At 35.1% G+C, this 18,607-nt stretch carries 16 protein-coding genes; 11 read left to right on the top strand and 5 right to left on the bottom strand.

Annotated features, from left to right (window positions below):
- Positions 1-93 precede the first annotated feature (93 nt).
- From B2745_RS16875 to B2745_RS16855, 5 genes are all read left to right on the top strand, one after another.
- Positions 94-1,452, top strand: coding sequence for a glucoamylase family protein (locus B2745_RS16875; protein WP_304069051.1), 1,359 nt, complete (start codon positions 94-96; stop codon positions 1,450-1,452).
- 6 nt (positions 1,453-1,458) lie between these two features.
- Positions 1,459-3,783, top strand: coding sequence for a beta-glucosidase BglX (gene bglX / locus B2745_RS16870; protein WP_304069050.1), 2,325 nt, complete (start codon positions 1,459-1,461; stop codon positions 3,781-3,783).
- Positions 3,784-4,563, top strand: coding sequence for a prolyl oligopeptidase family serine peptidase (locus B2745_RS16865; protein WP_304069049.1), 780 nt, complete (start codon positions 3,784-3,786; stop codon positions 4,561-4,563). It begins immediately after the preceding gene.
- A gap of 6 nt (positions 4,564-4,569) precedes the next feature.
- Positions 4,570-5,229: a GDSL-type esterase/lipase family protein gene (locus B2745_RS16860; RefSeq protein WP_304069048.1), complete on the top strand. Its 660-nt coding sequence runs from the start codon at positions 4,570-4,572 to the stop codon at positions 5,227-5,229.
- 158 nt (positions 5,230-5,387) lie between these two features.
- Positions 5,388-5,540: a hypothetical protein gene (locus B2745_RS16855; RefSeq protein ID WP_304069047.1), complete on the top strand. Its 153-nt coding sequence runs from the start codon at positions 5,388-5,390 to the stop codon at positions 5,538-5,540.
- A 141-nt stretch (positions 5,541-5,681) separates the two neighbouring features.
- Here the strand turns inward: B2745_RS16855 and B2745_RS16850 are convergent, their stop codons facing one another.
- From B2745_RS16850 to B2745_RS16835, 4 genes are all read right to left on the bottom strand, one after another.
- Positions 5,682-6,572, bottom strand: coding sequence for a hypothetical protein (locus tag B2745_RS16850; RefSeq protein WP_304069046.1), 891 nt, complete (start codon positions 6,570-6,572; stop codon positions 5,682-5,684).
- A gap of 26 nt (positions 6,573-6,598) precedes the next feature.
- Positions 6,599-7,324 carry a YebC/PmpR family DNA-binding transcriptional regulator gene (locus B2745_RS16845; protein WP_026903513.1) on the bottom strand — a complete coding sequence of 242 codons (726 nt, stop codon included), beginning with the start codon at positions 7,322-7,324 and terminating at the stop codon, positions 6,599-6,601.
- 119 nt (positions 7,325-7,443) lie between these two features.
- Complete coding sequence (locus B2745_RS16840) at positions 7,444-8,391, bottom strand: NAD-dependent epimerase/dehydratase family protein (protein WP_304069045.1); 948 nt, start codon at positions 8,389-8,391, stop codon at positions 7,444-7,446.
- 2 nt (positions 8,392-8,393) lie between these two features.
- Positions 8,394-11,003: a lamin tail domain-containing protein gene (locus B2745_RS16835; RefSeq protein ID WP_304069044.1), complete on the bottom strand. Its 2,610-nt coding sequence runs from the start codon at positions 11,001-11,003 to the stop codon at positions 8,394-8,396.
- Positions 11,004-11,069: 66 nt separating this feature from the next.
- On the opposite strand from B2745_RS16835, the gene B2745_RS16830 reads away from it, so the two are divergent.
- Both B2745_RS16830 and dacB read left to right on the top strand, forming a co-directional pair.
- Complete coding sequence (locus B2745_RS16830; RefSeq protein WP_304069043.1) at positions 11,070-12,065, top strand: aspartate-semialdehyde dehydrogenase; 996 nt, start codon at positions 11,070-11,072, stop codon at positions 12,063-12,065.
- A gap of 103 nt (positions 12,066-12,168) precedes the next feature.
- A complete protein-coding gene (gene dacB / locus B2745_RS16825) occupies positions 12,169-13,548 on the top strand; it encodes a D-alanyl-D-alanine carboxypeptidase/D-alanyl-D-alanine endopeptidase (protein ID WP_304069042.1) in 1,380 nt (459 codons plus the stop codon).
- On the opposite strand, the gene B2745_RS16820 is transcribed toward dacB, so the two are convergent.
- The gene (locus B2745_RS16820; RefSeq protein WP_304069041.1) at positions 13,541-14,575 is read right to left on the bottom strand and encodes a sensor histidine kinase; all 1,035 of its coding nucleotides are present in this window, start codon (positions 14,573-14,575) and stop codon (positions 13,541-13,543) included. The genes dacB and B2745_RS16820 overlap by 8 nt on opposite strands.
- A 121-nt stretch (positions 14,576-14,696) precedes the next feature.
- Between B2745_RS16820 and crtD the strand changes: the two genes are divergently transcribed.
- From crtD to B2745_RS16800, 4 genes are read left to right on the top strand one after another with little or no spacing between them, the layout of a single operon-like run.
- Positions 14,697-16,166: a 1-hydroxycarotenoid 3,4-desaturase CrtD gene (gene crtD / locus B2745_RS16815; protein ID WP_304069040.1), complete on the top strand. Its 1,470-nt coding sequence runs from the start codon at positions 14,697-14,699 to the stop codon at positions 16,164-16,166.
- Positions 16,167-16,200: 34 nt separating this feature from the next.
- Positions 16,201-16,824, top strand: coding sequence for a lysophospholipid acyltransferase family protein (locus tag B2745_RS16810; RefSeq protein WP_304069039.1), 624 nt, complete (start codon positions 16,201-16,203; stop codon positions 16,822-16,824).
- Positions 16,825-17,919 carry a glycosyltransferase gene (locus B2745_RS16805; RefSeq protein WP_304069038.1) on the top strand — a complete coding sequence of 365 codons (1,095 nt, stop codon included), beginning with the start codon at positions 16,825-16,827 and terminating at the stop codon, positions 17,917-17,919. It abuts the gene before it with no gap.
- The gene (locus tag B2745_RS16800; RefSeq protein WP_304069037.1) at positions 17,916-18,560 is read left to right on the top strand and encodes a carotenoid biosynthesis protein; all 645 of its coding nucleotides are present in this window, start codon (positions 17,916-17,918) and stop codon (positions 18,558-18,560) included. Before B2745_RS16805 ends, B2745_RS16800 begins: the two co-directional genes overlap by 4 nt.
- The last annotated feature ends 47 nt before the right edge of the window (positions 18,561-18,607 follow it).

Genomic DNA, 18,607 nt, shown 5'->3' with positions numbered 1-18,607 from the left:
AAAATCAACTTTGCTCTGACTGGCAAATTTAAATTCCTTCGAAATACAAATTCTACCTTTTAAAAGATTTAGTGAAGACGTAAATATCATATCATGTTAAAACCCTTTTTATCTGCCCTAGCTGCTATTGTTATCATCCTTTCGGGATGTAGTAATGGAAAGAAAATTGTTAATACTCCTTTAGAAAATCAAAATAAATTAAGTGATGAACAATTGATTGATTTGGTGCAAAAACAAACCTTTCAATATTTCTGGGAAGGTGCAGAACCCAACTCAGGAGCAGGCAGAGAGCGTATTCATTTAGATAATATCTATCAACAAAATGATAGAAATGTAGTAGCTACAGGCGCAACTGGTTTTGGCTTAATGGCTATTATTAGTGCTATTGATAGGGGCTATGTTACCAAGGCAGAAGGTACAGCCCGATTAGAAAAAATACTCAATTTCTTAGAAAAAGCAGACCGTTTTCATGGCGCTTGGCCACACTGGCTAGAAGGTGAAACCGGTAAAACAAAACCTTTTTCTACAAAAGATGATGGTGGCGATTTGGTAGAAACTTCTTTTGTAGCACAATCTCTTATTTGTATAAGAGAATATTTTAAATCAGGAAACACGCAAGAAAAAGCTTTAGCTGCTAAGGCAGACCAGCTTTGGAAAGAAATAGATTTTGACTTTTACAGAAACAACCAAAATGTATTGTATTGGCATTGGTCGCCAAATTATGCATGGCAAATGAATTTCCCTGTAAAAGGATATAATGAATGTTTAATTATGTATGTGCTTGGCGCATCATCTCCCACACATCCTATCCCGGCAGAAGTTTATCATGAAGGATGGGCAAGAAACGGAGCTATTAAAACTAATGCAAGCGTTTACGGTCATCAAATTACTTTAGACCATCAGGGAGAAAAAAATAGTGTTGGGCCATTATTTTGGGCACATTACTCTTATTTGGGCTTAAATCCTAAAGGCTTAAAAGACCAATATGCAGATTATTGGCAACAGAATAGAAACCATACTTTAGCAATCAAAGATTATTGTGTGGCAAACCCAAAAGGCTTTAAAGGTTACGGCGAAAATAGCTGGGGCTTAACAGCTAGTTATTCTGTAAACGGTTATGCTGGTCATACCATCAACAGAGATTTAGGCGTAATCTCACCAACAGCTGCTTTATCTTCTTTTCCTTATACACCAGAAGAATCTTTAAAAGCCATGCGCCACTGGTACGAGAATTTAGGAGATAAAGTATGGGGGAAATATGGTTTTTACGATGCTTTTTCTGAATCAGCAAACTGGTACCCGAAAAGATATTTAGGTATAGACCAAGGCCCCATTGTAGTGATGTTAGAAAACCACCGCAGTGGCTTATTATGGAATTTATTTATGAAAGCTCCAGAAGTGCAGGCCGGTTTAAAGAAATTAGGTTTCCAAAGTCCGTATATAACAAATTAATCATCCATGAAGAACAAGTTTTTTATTTTATTAGCCCTTAGCGGATGCTGTTTAGCCATATTATCGGCGTGTGCGCAACAAAAAAAAGTTGTTAGCGCTCCACAAAGTAAGATGGATGTTTTTATCAACGACTTAATGTCTAAAATGACCATCGAAGAAAAAATTGGTCAGCTTAATTTATTAACCGGAGGCGAGGCCATTACAGGTACTACCGGAAACTCTGATTTAGAAAATAAAGTAAAACGCGGCGAGGTAGGAGGTTTTTTCAGCTTAACAACACCAGCCAGAATTAGAAAAGTTCAAGAGCTTGCTGTTAATAACACCCGACTAAAAATTCCTTTAATTTTTGGTTTGGATGTGATACATGGTTATAAAACTACTTTTCCTATTCCGTTAGGTTTATCTGCCTCTTGGGATATGCCTCTCATACAAAAAACTGCTCGTATTGCAGCAGCAGAAGCTTCCGCAGATGGTATCAACTGGACTTTCTCACCCATGGTAGATATTTCGCGAGACCCACGTTGGGGCCGTGTTTCTGAAGGTAATGGCGAAGACCCCTTTTTAGGGGCAGAAATTGCTAAAGCCATGGTGAAAGGCTACCAAGGAGATGATTTAGCTAAATACAATACCTTGATGGCTTGCGTAAAACATTTTGCGCTTTACGGAGCTGGCGAAGCCGGAAGAGATTATAACACGGTTGATATGAGCAAAGTAAGGATGTATAACGAGTTTATGCTTCCTTATAAAGCCGCTATTGAAGCAGGTGCAGGTAGTGTGATGACATCTTTTAATGAGATTGATGGCGTACCAGCATCAGCAAATAAATGGTTATTAACTGATTTATTGCGTAAAGATTGGAAGTTTGATGGCTTGGTTGTGACAGATTATACCGCTATTAATGAGATGATAGACCACGGTATTGGTAATTTACAAGAAGTATCGGCCAAAGCGGTAAAAGCTGGTGTAGATATGGATATGGTTGGCGAAGGTTTCTTAACCACTTTAAAAAAATCTTTAGATGAGGGTAAAGTTTCTGAAGCTGATATCAATAGAGCTTGTAGATTGGTTCTGGAAGCTAAATATAAATTAGGTTTGTTTGAAGACCCTTATCGTTATTGTAACGATGAAAGAGCTAAAACAACCATTTTCACTCCAGAGAATAGAAAATTCGCTCGTGAGGTTGCTGCTAAAAGCTTTGTGCTTTTGAAAAACGCACCATTAGCGGGGCAAGCAAACCCGGTATTACCACTAAAAAGAACCGGAACCATTGCTTTAATTGGTCCTTTGGCAGATAGTAGGGTAAATATGCCGGGTACTTGGAGTGTTTCTACAGATTTAGCTAAAGCTGTTTCTGTAAAAGAAGGTTTAGAACAAGTTGCTGGTCCACAGGTTAAAATTCTTCACGCTTTGGGCTCTAATTTAATAGAAGATGCAGCTTATCAAGCCAGAGCAACCATGTTTGGCAGAGAAATCCCACGTGATAATCGCTCTAAAGAGCAGGTTTTACAAGAGGCCATTGCTATCGCTAAAAAAGCCGATGTTATTGTTGCTGCTTTAGGAGAAAGTTCTGAAATGAGCGGAGAGAGTTCTAGTAGAACAGATATCCAAATCCCCAAAATCCAAAGAGAACTTTTAGAAGAATTGGTTAAAACCGGCAAACCTGTAGTTTTGGTATTGTTTACTGGTAGGCCCTTAGATTTATCTTGGGAAGATAAAAATGTCCCTGCTATCCTAAATACTTGGTTTGGCGGTACAGAGGCAGGTTTGGCTATTGCCGATGTTTTATTTGGTGATGTTAATCCATCAGGTAAATTAACGGCTACTTTCCCTCAAAATATTGGGCAAATACCTTTGTATTATAATCATAAAAATACGGGCAGACCATTGGCTGATGGTAAATGGTTTACCAAGTTTAAATCAAATTATCTAGACGTTAGTAATGAGCCACTTTATCCTTTCGGATATGGTTTAAGCTACACTACTTTTGATATTCAGGCTCCTGTTTTAGATAAAAATACTTTGCGTTCTGGCGAGAAAATCAACATCAGCGTAAGCGTAAAAAATACTGGTAAAGTAGATGGAGAGGAAGTGGTACAGTTATATATCAGAGATTTAGTAGGCTCTATCACCAGACCTGTAAAAGAGCTTAAAGGTTTCCAAAAGGTGTTTTTAAAAGCCGGAGAAACTAAAAATCTTACTTTTACTTTAACCGAGGATGATTTGAAATTCTATAATAGTAACTTAGATTTTGTAGCAGAGCCTGGTGATTTTAAAGTTTTTGTAGGGAATAGTTCCGCAAATGTTAAATCGGCCGATTTTAAATTACAGTAAATGAAACTATTAAGCAGTATATTATTGTTAGTTGTCCTGAGTTTTGAAAGCAAAGCTCAGGATGTTTCTAAATTTAAAGACGAAACTTTTATCCATAAAGGAGATACTTTACCCGTTAGAGTTTTGTATCCTAAAAATTTTGATGCTACAAAGAAATATCCTTTAGTATTGTTTCTACATGGCCGTGGCGAAAGTGGGAACAACAATAAAAGTCAGTTGATACATGGTTCTAAATTATTCTTAGAGAAACAAGATGAATTCCCTGCTATTGTGGTTTTTCCGCAGTGTGGTAAAGATAGCTACTGGGCAAATGTGAACATCATTACTGATAAAGAAAAAGGAAAAAGACATTTTAATTTTCAACATAGCGGCAAACCAACCAAAGCCATGTCTTTACTTTTAGCCTATTTAAAAGAGCTTAAAAAATTAGCGTATTTAGATGAGGATAGGTTTTATGTAGGAGGCTTATCTATGGGTGGGATGGGAACTTATGAGATTTTACGTAGGCAGCCTAATACTTTCGCAGCCGCTTTTGCCATTTGTGGCGGAGACCATGTAAAAAACGTTAGAAAATATGCTAATAAGGTTAATTTATGGATTTTTCATGGCGCAAAAGATGATGTTGTGATACCAGAATTTTCTTTATTGATACATGAAGAATTAAAGCGTTTAGGCGCTAATCCAAAATATACGGTTTACCCGGATGCTAACCATAACAGTTGGGATCCTGCTTTTAAAGAGCCAGAGCTTTTACCGTGGTTATTCTCAAACAAAAAGTAAGTACGCATGAAGCATATTTTTAAGTCTTTATTATTTGTTGTGTTCTTGTTTTTAGGAGTTAGTGTACAAGCACAGCCTCAGAAAGCTCCTTTTTACAAAGAGATAGCGCAATACAAAAAGCAAGATTCGCTACAATTTCCTCAAAAAAATGCAGTGTTATTTGTTGGAAGTTCTTCTCTAAGATTATGGAAAGATTTAGAAAATGTTTTTAAAGCTCACGGAGCTATCAATCGTGGGTTTGGTGGTTCAACTTTAGCAGATGCTATTTATTATGCCGATGCTATTATTTATCCTTATCAGCCTAAGCATATTTTTATTTATAGCGGAGAAAATGATATTGCCAGTGGTGCAAGTGTTGATGTTACGGTGGATAGGTTTAAAATCCTTTTCAATCTGATTAGAAAGCAAATCCCAAAAGCAAGAATTTCTTATATCTCTATTAAACCCAGCATCAGCAGAGAAAAATTTGATGCTGCTTTTCAGGATGCTAACGCTAAAATTAAATCGTTTTTAAGCTCGAAACCGGCAACAGATTTTATTGATGTTTACCAAGCTATGTTAGCCGAAAATGGTAAGGTAAGACAGGATATCTTCATTCAAGATAATTTACACATGAACCAAAAGGGATATGATATCTGGATAAAAGCACTGAAGCCTTATTTTTAAAAGTCTTATACTTAAGGACAATATGAAATAATAATTTACTTACTAAATTCTCTACCTCCTTTTACTTTACTTTAAGTTCTTAAAAACTTATTGTGAGACAAAAAAGCACCCTGGAATTACTATATTTTTAATAATTATCTTTGTAAAAAGATAAAATTATGAAGAAAATAACTTATAAGAAGTTTGTATATCAAGGTTTGATGCTGAAAAATAGCTACTTTATAAAATTGGAGGAAGATGATCAAGTAGTAGTAGAAGATTTAAATGAATTAGAAGATGCTAAGAAAATTTTGAATCTTTTTTTGATTTGAAGTTTATAGAGTTTGGTCGAAAATTTACAATCACAAGGGTGAAAAACATTGAAAAAGAAGTAATTCCAGCTTTTAAAATTTATAATCTGGAATTATATGAACAAATAGGTGGTATTGAAGCTTATGCCTAAAGTTACTTAATTACTTATTCGGTTTAAACCTAGGTTTAAAGCCCAAAGGTTTGGGAGTTGCAGGCTTATCAGCCTCGGTTTCTTTTTCAGGAGTTTTTGTGGTTTCCTCAGCAGTATTTTCTACCTGTTTTTCTTCTAATGTTGTAGTAGTCTTAGCTTTAAATCTAGGTTTAAAGCCTAAAGGTTTAATATCAGTTGAATTCTCAGAATCTGTTTGAGCAGGTTCTTCCACCTTTGGTTCTTCCGTTTTTACGGTAGTAGCACCAACCTTAAATCTTGGTTTAAAACCAACAGGAGCGCTAGGCTTGGGCTCATCTGTGTTTGGTGTTGCTTGAAGTTCTTGTATTTTGGAATCTTCAGCTTTAACAGTAGTAGCGCCAGCCTTAAATCTTGGTTTAAAACCAACAGGAGCGCTAGGCTTACTTTCTTGTGTTTCTGGTATTGCTTGAGGTTCTTCTGATTTTACTTCCTCATTTTTTATTGGAGTAGCGCTTGCTTTAAATCGGGGTTTAAAACCTGCTGGTTTGGCTACGGTTGCTGGTTCTGAAGCTATTTTTTCTTCTACAGGGGCTTGGGTTTCTTTTGGAGCTAAACTAGCTGCTTTAAACTTGGGTTTAAAACCTGTTGGTTTAGCGGCTACTTCCTCTGTTTCAGATGCTTTTGCTTCTATAGCGGCAGGTGCAACTATTTTTTGATTTAGTGCTTTTAATCTTTCTTCCTCTTCTTCAGATAATCTAAAATCTTTACGAAGCCTGTTAAACCAATACTTCTTAGTATGATCGAAGCTTTTTTCGCCCATCAAAGTAAAATGACTTTTGAATTGCGTGTATAAACCATCATCAGCTTGTCTAAGCTTATTAAGGTCTATTTTCTTTTTTAAGAAAAACTCTTCAAAAGTCATTTTTATAATGTTTTTTGGCTTAAAAACTATTCTGCCATATTATGATAAACGGCCTGCACATCATCATCCTCTTCCAGTTTATCTAATAATTTTAAAATATCGGCAGCTTGTTCTTCATTCACTTCTGTATATGAAAGCGCAATACGTTCTAATTTAGCTTGTTTAACTTCAATACCTTTTTCTTCTAAAGCTTTTTGCATTTTACCAAAATCTTCAAAAGCGGCATGTATCACTACTTCGTCTTCTCCTTCTTCGTTGGCCTCAACAAAAATCTCCTCTAAACCGGCATCAATCAATTCAAATTCTAATTCTTCTAAGTCTAAATCTCCGGGAGTAAATCTAAAAGACGATACTCTTTTGAAAATGAAGTCTAAAGAGCCAGTTTTCCCTAAAGCACCGTTACATTTATTAAAATAGCTACGTACGTTAGCTACAGTACGGTTGGTATTATCTGTTGCGGTTTCAACCAAAACAGCAACGCCATTTGGCCCATAACCCTCATATACAATCTCTTCGTAACCTGCGGTACTTTTATCTGAAGCTCTTTTTATGGCCGCATCTACACGGTCTTTAGGCATATTCACTGCCTTGGCATTTTGTATAGCAGTTCTTAGTCTAGAGTTGGTTTCCGGACTTGGTCCGCCTTCTTTAACAGCAATGACAATATCTTTACCAATACGGGTAAATTGTACTGCCATTTTAGCCCAACGCTTAAATTTTCTTTCTTTACGGAATTCGAATGCTCTTCCCATTGTGTTTTTGTTATTTTTGAGTCCGATGTCGGATGACCGAAGTCGGATATGTCTTTATCTATTTTTAGATGTTGCTGTTACATCAACTATATTTCAATCCCAAAACTATAAAAAAATGCTTAACCCTTTCCCAGATTTCTAAGCATTTCGCTAGTTATTTTTTGGAGGTCAAATTTAGGCGACCAATTCCAGTCTTTTTCTGCATAGCTATCATCAATAGATTTTGGCCAACTGTTGGCAATGGCTTGTCTAGGGTCGTTTTCGCTATAAGTTAAGGTAAATTCTGGGATATGTTTTTTGATTTCTGTAGCCAGTTCTTCTGGGTTAAAACTAAGCCCGTTAAAATTATAGCTCGACCTGATATTTATATTTTCTGCCGGAGCATCCATCAATTCAATGGTACCACGTATCGCATCGTCCATATACATCATGGGTAAATCTGTTTCAGCAGAGAGGAAGCTTTGGTAAGTCTTCTTTTTTAAGGCATCATGAAAAATATGGATAGCATAATCTGTTGTTCCTCCGCCCGGCATGGCTTTCCAGCTGATGATGCCTGGGTAGCGTATACTTCTTACATCTAAACCAAACTTCTGGAAATAGTACTCGCACCATCTTTCGCCAGCAAGTTTACTAATGCCATAAACCGTATTTGGGTCCATAGTACAAAACTGCGGTGTTTGGTTTTTTGGTGATGATGGCCCAAAAACCGCGATAGAACTTGGCCAATAAACTTTTTGTGTGCCATACTCGATAGAAAAATCAAGCACATTAAGCAAGCCATTCATATTTAAATCCCAAGCTAATTTTGGGTTTTGCTCGCCAGTTGCAGATAGTAATGCGGCTAGTAAATAAACTTGTTTAGGCTTGTATTTTGTAAATACGGCTTTTAGGTTTTCTTTATCTAAAACGTTTACAAACTCAAACGGACCAGCATTTTTAATATCATAATCGGGTCTGCGGATGTCGCAAGCAACCACTTGATTATAACCATAGGCTTTTCTTAGGGCGGTAACCAACTCGGTACCAATTTGCCCATTAGAACCTAGAACTAATATATGTTCTGTCATTTTTAATTTAATTTTGATGCCAAGGCTACAGCTTTTTTAAACTTTTTAATGTTAGCCTGTAAGTCAAAAAACTCAGCATAAACAATATAAATACCTGTTTGTAAAAGGTTATTATTTTCGTTTAAACCATCCCAAGTAAAACTACCTTCAGCAGAAACGTTTTGGTTTTCAATCAGTTTTTTTACCAATTGTCCTTTATCATCAAAAATAGAAATTTTAGCTACAAACCCGCTGTTAGGTAATTTGTAGTTAATGGTTAAAATATCTTCAAATCCATCATTATCAGGCGAGAAGCTTTTTCCTGATAAGGTTAATTCTTCATTTGTAACGATATTGTTTTGCGTTTGAGAATTTTGATATGCGGGTGTGGCATAACCTACAGTTGCTGTGGCTGATTTAAAATTACCCGGTTTATTAGTCTCCTCATTTGCTGACACCCGTTCTAAAGAAATGCCTTCAACATCTCTCAATAACTCAAAGTGCATATCAGCATCGTAATTAAATTGGTCTATGCGCCTGTTGTTTTTATCTAACAATACAACAACACCTTCAGAATCATTATATGCAGGCATGCTCGCCATTTGAACAAAATGAGTAGGATTTAAAGTTTGATAAGCCGTTTTTATTTGATCTGGATTGGTACTTAAAACCCAATAACTGCCTGGTTCTGCTAGTATGGTAGCTGCACTTACTGGTCTAATATTTATTAAAGAATCTCTATCTGTATTCAAATTTGAAAGATAAAGATCCTTCAAGTCTAAAATTTTATCAGAACGATTATAAACTTCTACAAAATCTACTCCGCCTGGTTTTGGGTTAAATAATATTTCGTTCACAACTAAATCCTTTGGTTCTAATAATGCTGGATAGGTAAAAGCTAAAGCTTGATTATTGATTATACTGACACCACAATCTGCAATATTATTTAGGGTAAGGGTGTAATTTAAGTTTCTGGCTAATGCAGTGGTATATTTGAGTTCTGCCTGTGAAAAATCTGGTGCTAAAAGGCTAACGCTTTGAGGGCTTCCTACGCCATTATTAATACTGTAATTGCTACTAAAAGATGCTTGCAAACTATCTAAGCCACGGTTAAAAGTTACCCATAAGGTTATACTGTCTCTTAATTCAACGGCAGAAGCTATTAAAGCATCGGTGGTTCTGTTACTCAAATAAATACTGTTTTGCATGCCTGGTGTACCACCTATAGCATTTATACTTGATGTATAAAGTTGTGATGTTTTGCAAGTACTAAGGGGGTCTATCAATTCTAAGGTCCAGCCGCCAGCTCTTTTCGTGGTATTTCTATACCAAGTATCGCTGTAGCTAACAGTATTGATGAGTGTGCCTACATCATTAAAGAAACTTAACCTATCTGAAGTGTTGTTTAACGATGGCCACGGCGAAATTCCTAAAACTCTGCCAAAAGGTTTTAAGGCGTTAGTATCTGCCCGGGCGCAAATAATTAAATATTCGTTTGCTTTTAGGGTATCTCCTGTAAAGGTATAAGTTAAAGAGGCATCACTATATTGATAACCATTTAGTGGGATATCTTCTGCTGTACGATTCCAAAGTTCAATAAACTCTACTTCGGGTAAACCTACTGGTGGCGTTGGGTCTGCAAATATTTCATTAATAACAATATCATTGAATACAGCTCTGTAAGGTTTTTTATAGTTAAAGTTTCTGTTTATAGTACTAGCAACATTGCCACTTAAATCTCTAATATTATTGATGCTGATGTTGTAAGTATTGGTATTTAAGTTATTTGTTAAACTTAAAACTACCGTACTGCCGCTTACATTTACCGTTGCCGGGATGATATTTCCAGGATTTATCAGATAATTTAAACGATTACTAGCTTCTGCTGGTGTAATAGCTTCATTAAAGTTTAAAGTAATTTTATTTGAGTCTGGTATAACAGTATTTAAGACAGGCGGAGTAACATCAACAACCAAATCTTGCACAATAATATTATCAAAAAAGTGTTTTTGAAAAAATGTAGCTGTAGATTGCTGAACTAAAAAGCCAAACCAACTGGTGGTAGTAAAAGTATTATCGGTAACTGTTCCTTCAGAACGATAAGCGTTTCCTGTACCAGTACTATCTCTTTCTAAGTTAAAAGTAGCATTAGCGGTTCTGCTTACTTTAATTTTGAAATTATTATTGGTTGTGCTTGATACCAAACCATCCCTACCATCAATAATTTTAGTACTTGTAGCAGTTGTGCCACTTCTTCTGTAAAGTGCTATTTCATCAGCCGTATTACCAATTCTTACAAAATAGCCGTTAACATTAGTCGCTCTAAGGTCTGATGTATTGCTAACGAGGTAAACATCAACATAATTAGCTCCTGATGTTGCAAATTGCAGGTTGCAATTAAACTCCCATGTACAGCCTAAAGCTTTACTATTTTCTGTTGCTATGTAAAAATTGGTATTAGTGGTAGTATTATTAGAACGTAGTTGCTCGTTTATAACAATAAAGTTCAAATTTACATCTTGTCCTATCCAAGTGGGGTTGTTGGTAAAATTACCGTCAGAAAATGCATCATTTATTTGTGCAAAAGAGTTTTTGTAACATATAATCAAAAATAATAGTAAAATCTTTCTCATATTTGGCGTTCGAAATTTTTTGTAAAATAGTTAAACAATAGAAAGTTAGTATTAAATTTTTAAAAAATGAAAGTTGCAGTTGTAGGCGCAACCGGCCTAGTAGGTACGGAGATGTTAAAAGTATTAGCAGAGCGCAATTTCCCGGTTACAGAATTGATTCCAGTGGCTTCAGAAAAAAGCAAGGGTAAGGAAATTGATTTCAAGGGAAAGAAGTACAAGGTTGTAACTGTTGATGAGGCTATTGCCATGCAACCAGATGTAGCGTTGTTTTCTGCCGGAGGTAGCACTTCTACAGAGCAAGCACCAAAATTTGCTGCTGCTGGTACTACAGTAATTGACAATTCATCTGCGTGGAGGATGGATCCTACCAAGAAATTGGTTGTCCCGGAAGTTAATGCATCTGTTTTAACCAAAGAAGATAAAATTATTGCAAACCCTAATTGCTCTACCATACAAATGGTGGTAGCTTTAAAACCTTTGCATGATGCGTATAAAATAAAAAGAGTTGTGGTTTCTACTTACCAATCTGTAACAGGTACTGGTGTTAAAGCGGTAGACCAATTAATGAACGAGCGTAAAGGTATTACTGATGGCCCTATGGCTTATGCTTATCCTATCGACTTAAATGTTATCCCTCAGATTGATGTTTTCCAAGACAATGGATACACCAAAGAGGAGATGAAAATGATTAAAGAAACCAATAAAATTATGGGCGATGACAGTATTAAAGTTACTGCAACAACTGTAAGAATACCGGTGATGGGTGGTCACTCAGAATCTATCAATATCGAGTTTGAAAAGGATTTTGATTTAGCTAAAGTTCGCGAGTTATTAGCAGCTACAAGTGGAGTTATTGTTGTTGATGACCCTGCAAACGCTAAATACCCAATGCCAATGGACGCACATGGTAAAGATGAAGTTTTAGTAGGACGTATCCGCAGAGATGAATCACAGGCAAATACCCTAAACATGTGGTGTGTTGCTGATAATTTAAGAAAAGGTGCTGCTACCAATGCAGTCCAGATAGCAGAATATCTTTATAGCCAAAAGTTAATAGGTTAATTTTTTATGTAGATAAACTTAAAGGAGCGGAATTTTAATTTCGCTCCTTTTGTTTTTAACCGTTTTTCTGGTTTAATGGATGATAATTTTTAATTTCACTGTGATGAAAAATATCTTTCTTGCTTTTAGCATCTTCTTTGTATGTTCAAACGGTTATAGCCAAACGCAAAATCAAAAAATACAAGTAGCCTACCAGAAATTTATAGCTGATGAGCAGTTGAAACATGCCTCAGTTTCTTTTACTGTCACTAATGTAGCTAATGGGAGTTCTATTTTTTCTGCTCAGCCACAGTTGGGGATGGTACCAGGTTCAACATTAAAGGTTATTACAGCGGCAACAGCTTTAAGTGTTTTGGGAGAAAATTATCGGTTTAAAACAGAAATTGGCTATCAAGGTGTTATCAATAATGGTGTTTTACAAGGAAATATCATCATTAAAGGTAGTGGCGACCCTACTTTGGGTGGCGATAGGTATGCATCAACCACCAAGACTGTGATTTATGCTAAAATTTTAGACGCCCTTAAACAAGCCGGAATTAAGAAAATTACAGGAGAAATTATAGCTGATGATGCGGTTTGGGATTCACAGTCTTTACCAGATGGATGGATTTGGCAAGATATGGGTAATTATTACGGAGCTTCTACCAGTGCGGTTTGTTGGGGAGAAAACGAGTTTGATGTTAATTTCAATCCCTCAACAGTTTTAGGAAAGCCAGTTACTATCATTAACGAAAAGCAGATTTATCCTTTTTTAACTTTAGTAAATGAGGTAGGTACAGGTGCTGCCGGCTCTGGAGATCAAGTTTATGGTTACTCATCACCTTACAGTGATTTCATTTATTTAAGAGGTACTTATGCGCAAAATCTTAAGAAAACCATCAGGTTTGCTTTGCCTGATGCTGCTTTAGCCATGGCTTATGATGTTCATGATTTTTTAAATCAAAATGGTATACAAACATCAGGATTTAATACCACTAGGAAACTTCAATTACAGTCTGTAGCAGTAAAGAGCATACAAAATAGTTTGCTGATGATAGAATCTCCTAAGCTTTCTGATATCATTTATCAGTTTAACCAAAAAAGTTTAAACCTTTACGGTGAGCAATTATTAAGGGTAATGTCTACGGATAATAGCATATTAAAAGGCTTAACTTTTATAAAAAACTTCTGGAAAAATAGAGGTATTGTTAGCGAAAGCCTAAATATGTACGATGCCAGTGGTTTATCACCAGCAAACCGGGTAACTTCTAAAACTATGGTTGATGTTTTGTTGGCGGCAAAAAAAGAAAAGTGGTTTAATGCTTACCTTAATAGTTTTCCGGTTTACAATAACATGAAAATGAAAAGCGGCACCATTGGTGATGTTTTGTGTTATGCTGGCTATCATGAAGATAAATGCTTTTCCATTATGGTAAATAATTACAGCGGTTCAACATCAGCTATAAGGCAAAAGATTTTTACACTTTTAAACTCAATTAAATAATCAAGCTAAAAGTTGCGCCTTTATTTTCTCCATCGCTATGGGCTTTTAATTTACCTCCCATTTGTTCTATTGTTTTTTTGCTGAGGCTTAAGCCTAAGCCCATGGTTGGTTCTCCGCTTGTCCCCACTCTTCCTACAGTTGCAGAATTTGTGAATAGCTTTTTAGCAAAATCAGCTGTAAAGCCAAGTCCATTGTCTTTTACTTCTATTTTGAATTTATTTTGATAAGGTTTTAATTCAACGATTACTTTACTTTTAGGATAGGAGAATTTTATAGCGTTGCTTAGTAAGTTTTGGATAACTAAACCTAATTTATGCTCATTTGTAAAAGTCATAGTTTCCTCAGTACAAAAATGTTCAACAATTTCAATCTCTTTCTTGTCGGCTTCTGTTTTTGTTAGTGTTATATAGTGCTCTACTAGTTTTTTTAAGTCTACGGTTTTATGCTCAGTATCATGGTCTAAATAATGATATTTTAAATTCATGAGTAATTCATCAATATTTTTAAGTTGTGTACCAGCAATAAAATCAATCTTGTCAATAATATCCTTATTTTCTGTTTTTTGTATTTCTAGAACATGACATAAACCTTTTATCTGTAAAAGTGGAGATCTTAAATTATGTGATAACAAAGTAGTAATCTCTCGATTTTCTTTAAGTAAACCATCTAATTGTAAAATATTTTGTTGAATAAGCGACATTAAAACTCCGGCCTCATCCTTATAGTGTGTAGGTAAATGCGGAAGCTTCTTATCAGAAATATAATCCTGAAGTGCATTTTTAGAATATATAAGGGGCTTAATAAGACTATTTAAAATAAGTAGAGTAGAGGCTGTGGCAATTAATGTTAAAACCAATGTGATGAGGATGATGGTGCTTTTTTCTAAACCACCTTCTGCAATTAAAAGAAAAATGATGATACCAATTAGCGGAATATGAATGCCTAAAAATGATATAAAGAGAAATTTAAGACTATAACTTTTTTTTAAAAACTTTACATCATGTAGTTTGGTGTATACTTTAGTCATAAGTTTCGGGTCTGAAGCTTTTTTTACGTAAGATTTAATTAAAAGTTATCTACATATCGGTAATATTTGTTCAAAAATCATCAGTTTTAAAACAATTTAGAAAATAAGAAGTAATGATATCATGTCTAAAGCAATAGTTATTGGTGCCGGTATAGCAGGTATTGCAAGTGCTGTAAGGTTAGCTTTAAAAGGTTATCAGGTTGATGTTTACGAGTCTAATGCCTATCCTGGTGGTAAATTGTCTGAATTTGAACAAGACGGGTTTAGGTTTGATGCCGGACCTAGTTTATTCACCATGCCGCAATACGTAGAAGAGCTTTTTAAACTGGCTAATGAATCACCGGAAGATTATTTCCAGTATGAAAAACTAGACGAAGTTTGCCGGTATTTCTGGGATGATGGTACTCATTTAACCGCTTGGGCAGATGTTGAAAAATTTGCCGATGAAATTGCTGCTAAAACCACTTCTAAACGGGAAGAACTTTTTGCCTTTTTAGCCAAAAGCAAACAGATTTACGAGATTACCAATCATGTTTTTTTAGAAAAGTCTTTACACAAACTGGCTACTTTTTTAAATATTCCTACGTTAAAATCTATTTTAAGATTACCACAAATAGACGCTTTTAGAAGCATGGCCAAGGCTAATGAATCTTTTTTTAGTGATAAAAAGATGGTGCAATATGCTAACAGATATGCCACTTATAACGGTTCTAACCCTTTCCAAGCGCCTGCAACTTTAAATGTTATTCCTCATCTAGAGCAGCATTTTGGGGCTTATTTCCCTAAAAAAGGCATGTCTGATATTACTTTAAGTTTGGTGCATTTAGCAGAACGACTAGGTGTGAAATTCTATTATAACAGCTATGTTGAGCAAATTATAGTAGAAAATAAAGAAACAAAAGGCATCATCATCCATTCAAAAAAGCACTTTGCAGATGTAGTAGTTTCTAACATGGATGTGTATTTTACTTATAAAAATTTACTAAAAGATGAGAAGCAACCTCAGCAAATATTGAAGCAAGAGCGCTCAAGCTCGGCACTTATTTTTTATTGGGGAGTTAAGAAGAAATTTAAACAGCTGGGTTTACATAATATTTTCTTTAGCGATGATTATGAGAAAGAGTTTAATACTATTTTTAAAGAAAAAGCCATTGATGATGACCCAACGGTTTATATCAATATCACCTCAAAGCTTAAAGCTGATGATGCGCCAGAAGGTTGCGAAAATTGGTTTACTATGATTAATGTGCCTAACAATATTGGACAAGATTGGGATACTTTAATCACTAAAGCGAAGTTAAACATCATTAAAAAACTCAATAGAAATTTACAAATAAATTTAGATGAACTTATCGTTACGGAAGCTATTCTAGACCCAAGAACCATAGAATCTAAAAGCTTTTCTTATCAAGGTTCTTTGTATGGTACAAGTTCTAACAACCAGTTTGCAGCGTTTTTACGTCATGCCAATTTCTCATCAAAAATTAAAAACTTATATTTTACAGGTGGAAGCGTACATCCCGGCGGGGGAATACCTTTAGCCTTATTGTCAGCCAAAATAGTTGGCGAAATGATACCATCAACAAGCTGATATCAAGAAATAAAACTAATTTTACAAGCAAGCCATGGTAACACCAAAAGAAAACAGATTGATTTATAGATTTTTCTCCTGGTATATTCAGTATATCATCAAGAAAGATTTTTCATCTTTTTCTTTTAATAAGATTGATATTGAGCAAGATAAAGCAATTTTATTATTGGCCAACCATTGTAGTTGGTGGGATGGTTTCTTACTCTTTTATCTCAATAAAATTTACCTCAAAAAGAAATTCCATGTGATGATTGTGGAAGATACAGCCAAGAAAGTTTGGTTTATGAAGTATTTAGGTGCTTTTAGTGTTCAAAAGCAGTCTAGAAGCGTGGTTAACTCCTTACAATATGCTGCTAAGCTTTTAGAAGATCCCCAAAATTTAGTGCTTATATTTCCGCAAGGACAGCTTTTTTCTAATCATGTTTCAAGTATTGGTTTTGAGAAAGGTTTGTTGCACATTGTACAAAATACAAGCAAAAAATTTCAGTACCTCTTTGCGGTAAGTTTATTTGATTATTTTCAAAACAGAAAGCCCTCTGTTTCTATTTATTTAAAAACATGGCAAGCTCAGGAGTATACAAGTTTACAAGTTATTAAGAACGAGTTTAATAAGCATTACGATGATGCTAAAAGCCAGCAAAGTAAAATGGTAGTGTAAATGATGATCTTGTTTTATATCATATTTTTCTTTTTGATTTTGCGCTTTACGGTTACGCTATTTAATTTTATTTCTAATCCAAAATTAACAGCTAGCCCAAAGTATTATCAAGATTTGGTTTCGGTACTCATACCCGCCAGAAACGAAGCAGCAGATATTTTACCGCTTTTAGAATCACTCAAACAACAAGATTATCAGCACATAGAAGTTTATGTTTTAGATGATAATTCTGATGATAATACCTATGAAATTTGTGAAGCATTTGCCCAAACCGATGCTCGTTTTCATACCCTAAAAGGCGAAGTTTTAAAGCAAGGTTGGTTAGGGAAAAACTTTGCTTGCCATCAATTAGCTAAGCATGCAAAAGGTAAATATTTACTCTTTTTAGATGCCGATGAACAGGTAAAAGATGGTCTTATCAATAGTGCTGTACACAGAATGCACATGAATAAACTTGATTTGTTAAGTTTATTTACCAACCAAACCATGAAAACGCGTGGAGAGCAATTGGTAGTACCCATGATGCATTATATATTGCTCAATCTTTTACCATTGAGACTGGTTTTTTTATCAAAGAATCCAGCTTTTTCTGCTGCTAGCGGCCAATTTATGATGTTTAATGCTGCAACATATCAGCAGTATAAATGGCATAAACAAGTAAAACAGCAGGTAGTTGAAGATGTTGAAATTATGAAGCGTATTAAACAAGAAAAGCTTAAAGGTGAAGCGCTATTAGCAAATGGATATATCTTTTGCCGCATGTATAAAGGTTATACTGATGCTATTAATGGTTTTTCAAAAAACATGCTATCGGGTTTTGGTAACTCTATACCGGGTTTGTTGGTGTATTTGTTTTTAGTGCTTTTAGGACCAGTTTTAATCTTGTTTTACTTGAATTCGCAACTGTTTCTTTTCTGTTGTACACTTATCTTATTAAGCAGATTGATGATTTCCCTCCTCTCTGGGCAATCACCAATCATTAATATTTTGTTTCATCCCCTTCAAATGTTATCATTGGGCGTAGTTTCATTTCAATCCATCAGAAAAAAAATCACCAATAAAGTAACCTGGAAAGGTCGTAAAGTAAGTATATGAATTTTAGATTAGGTAAAAAAGAACTCTCCATCATCTTCATTATCGTTTTCCATATAGTGGGCTTAATAGGTTTTATGGTTCCTGCTTTGTATGAGTTATTTATCTCTTTAGTACCCTTTCATTTACTTTTAATGGCGGGTATTTTAATCATCAATCAAAAAGAATTTAGCTTTAACTTTTGGATTACCGCTTTAACGGTTGCTGTTGCAGGTTACATAGTAGAACTTATTGGTGTAAGTACCGGGAAAATATTTGGGGTTTACAGCTATGGCAATACGTTGGGTTTTAAACTGGCGGATATACCTTTAATGATAGGGGTAAACTGGTTCATTATGGTGTTTTCTATGGGCTCCTATCTGAAAAGAAAATTTAAACATCAACCAACCATAAAATCTTTAGTTGGGGCAGTTTTTTTAGTTGCCACTGATATTTTAATAGAACCAGTTGCGATACAGCATGATTATTGGAGTTGGGAAGGCTACAGCGTACCTTTTCAAAACTACGTAGGTTGGTATATTGTTTCTTTTCTTTTGTTGAGATTTTATTATGCTGTTGATTTTAAGAAAACAAATCCGGTTGGTTTGGTATTATTCATAAGTCAGTTTGTGTTTTTTGCCATATTAAATATTGCAGAGCTTTGATTTAGTTTTTAGATTTTTAAACAAGAATTTGCCTAATTTTACGGCAT

It is taken from the genome of Pedobacter glucosidilyticus, from assembly GCF_002483235.1.
GTDB lineage: Bacteria > Bacteroidota > Bacteroidia > Sphingobacteriales > Sphingobacteriaceae > Pseudopedobacter > Pseudopedobacter glucosidilyticum_B.
This window is presented reverse-complemented; position numbering and strand designations above follow the sequence as displayed.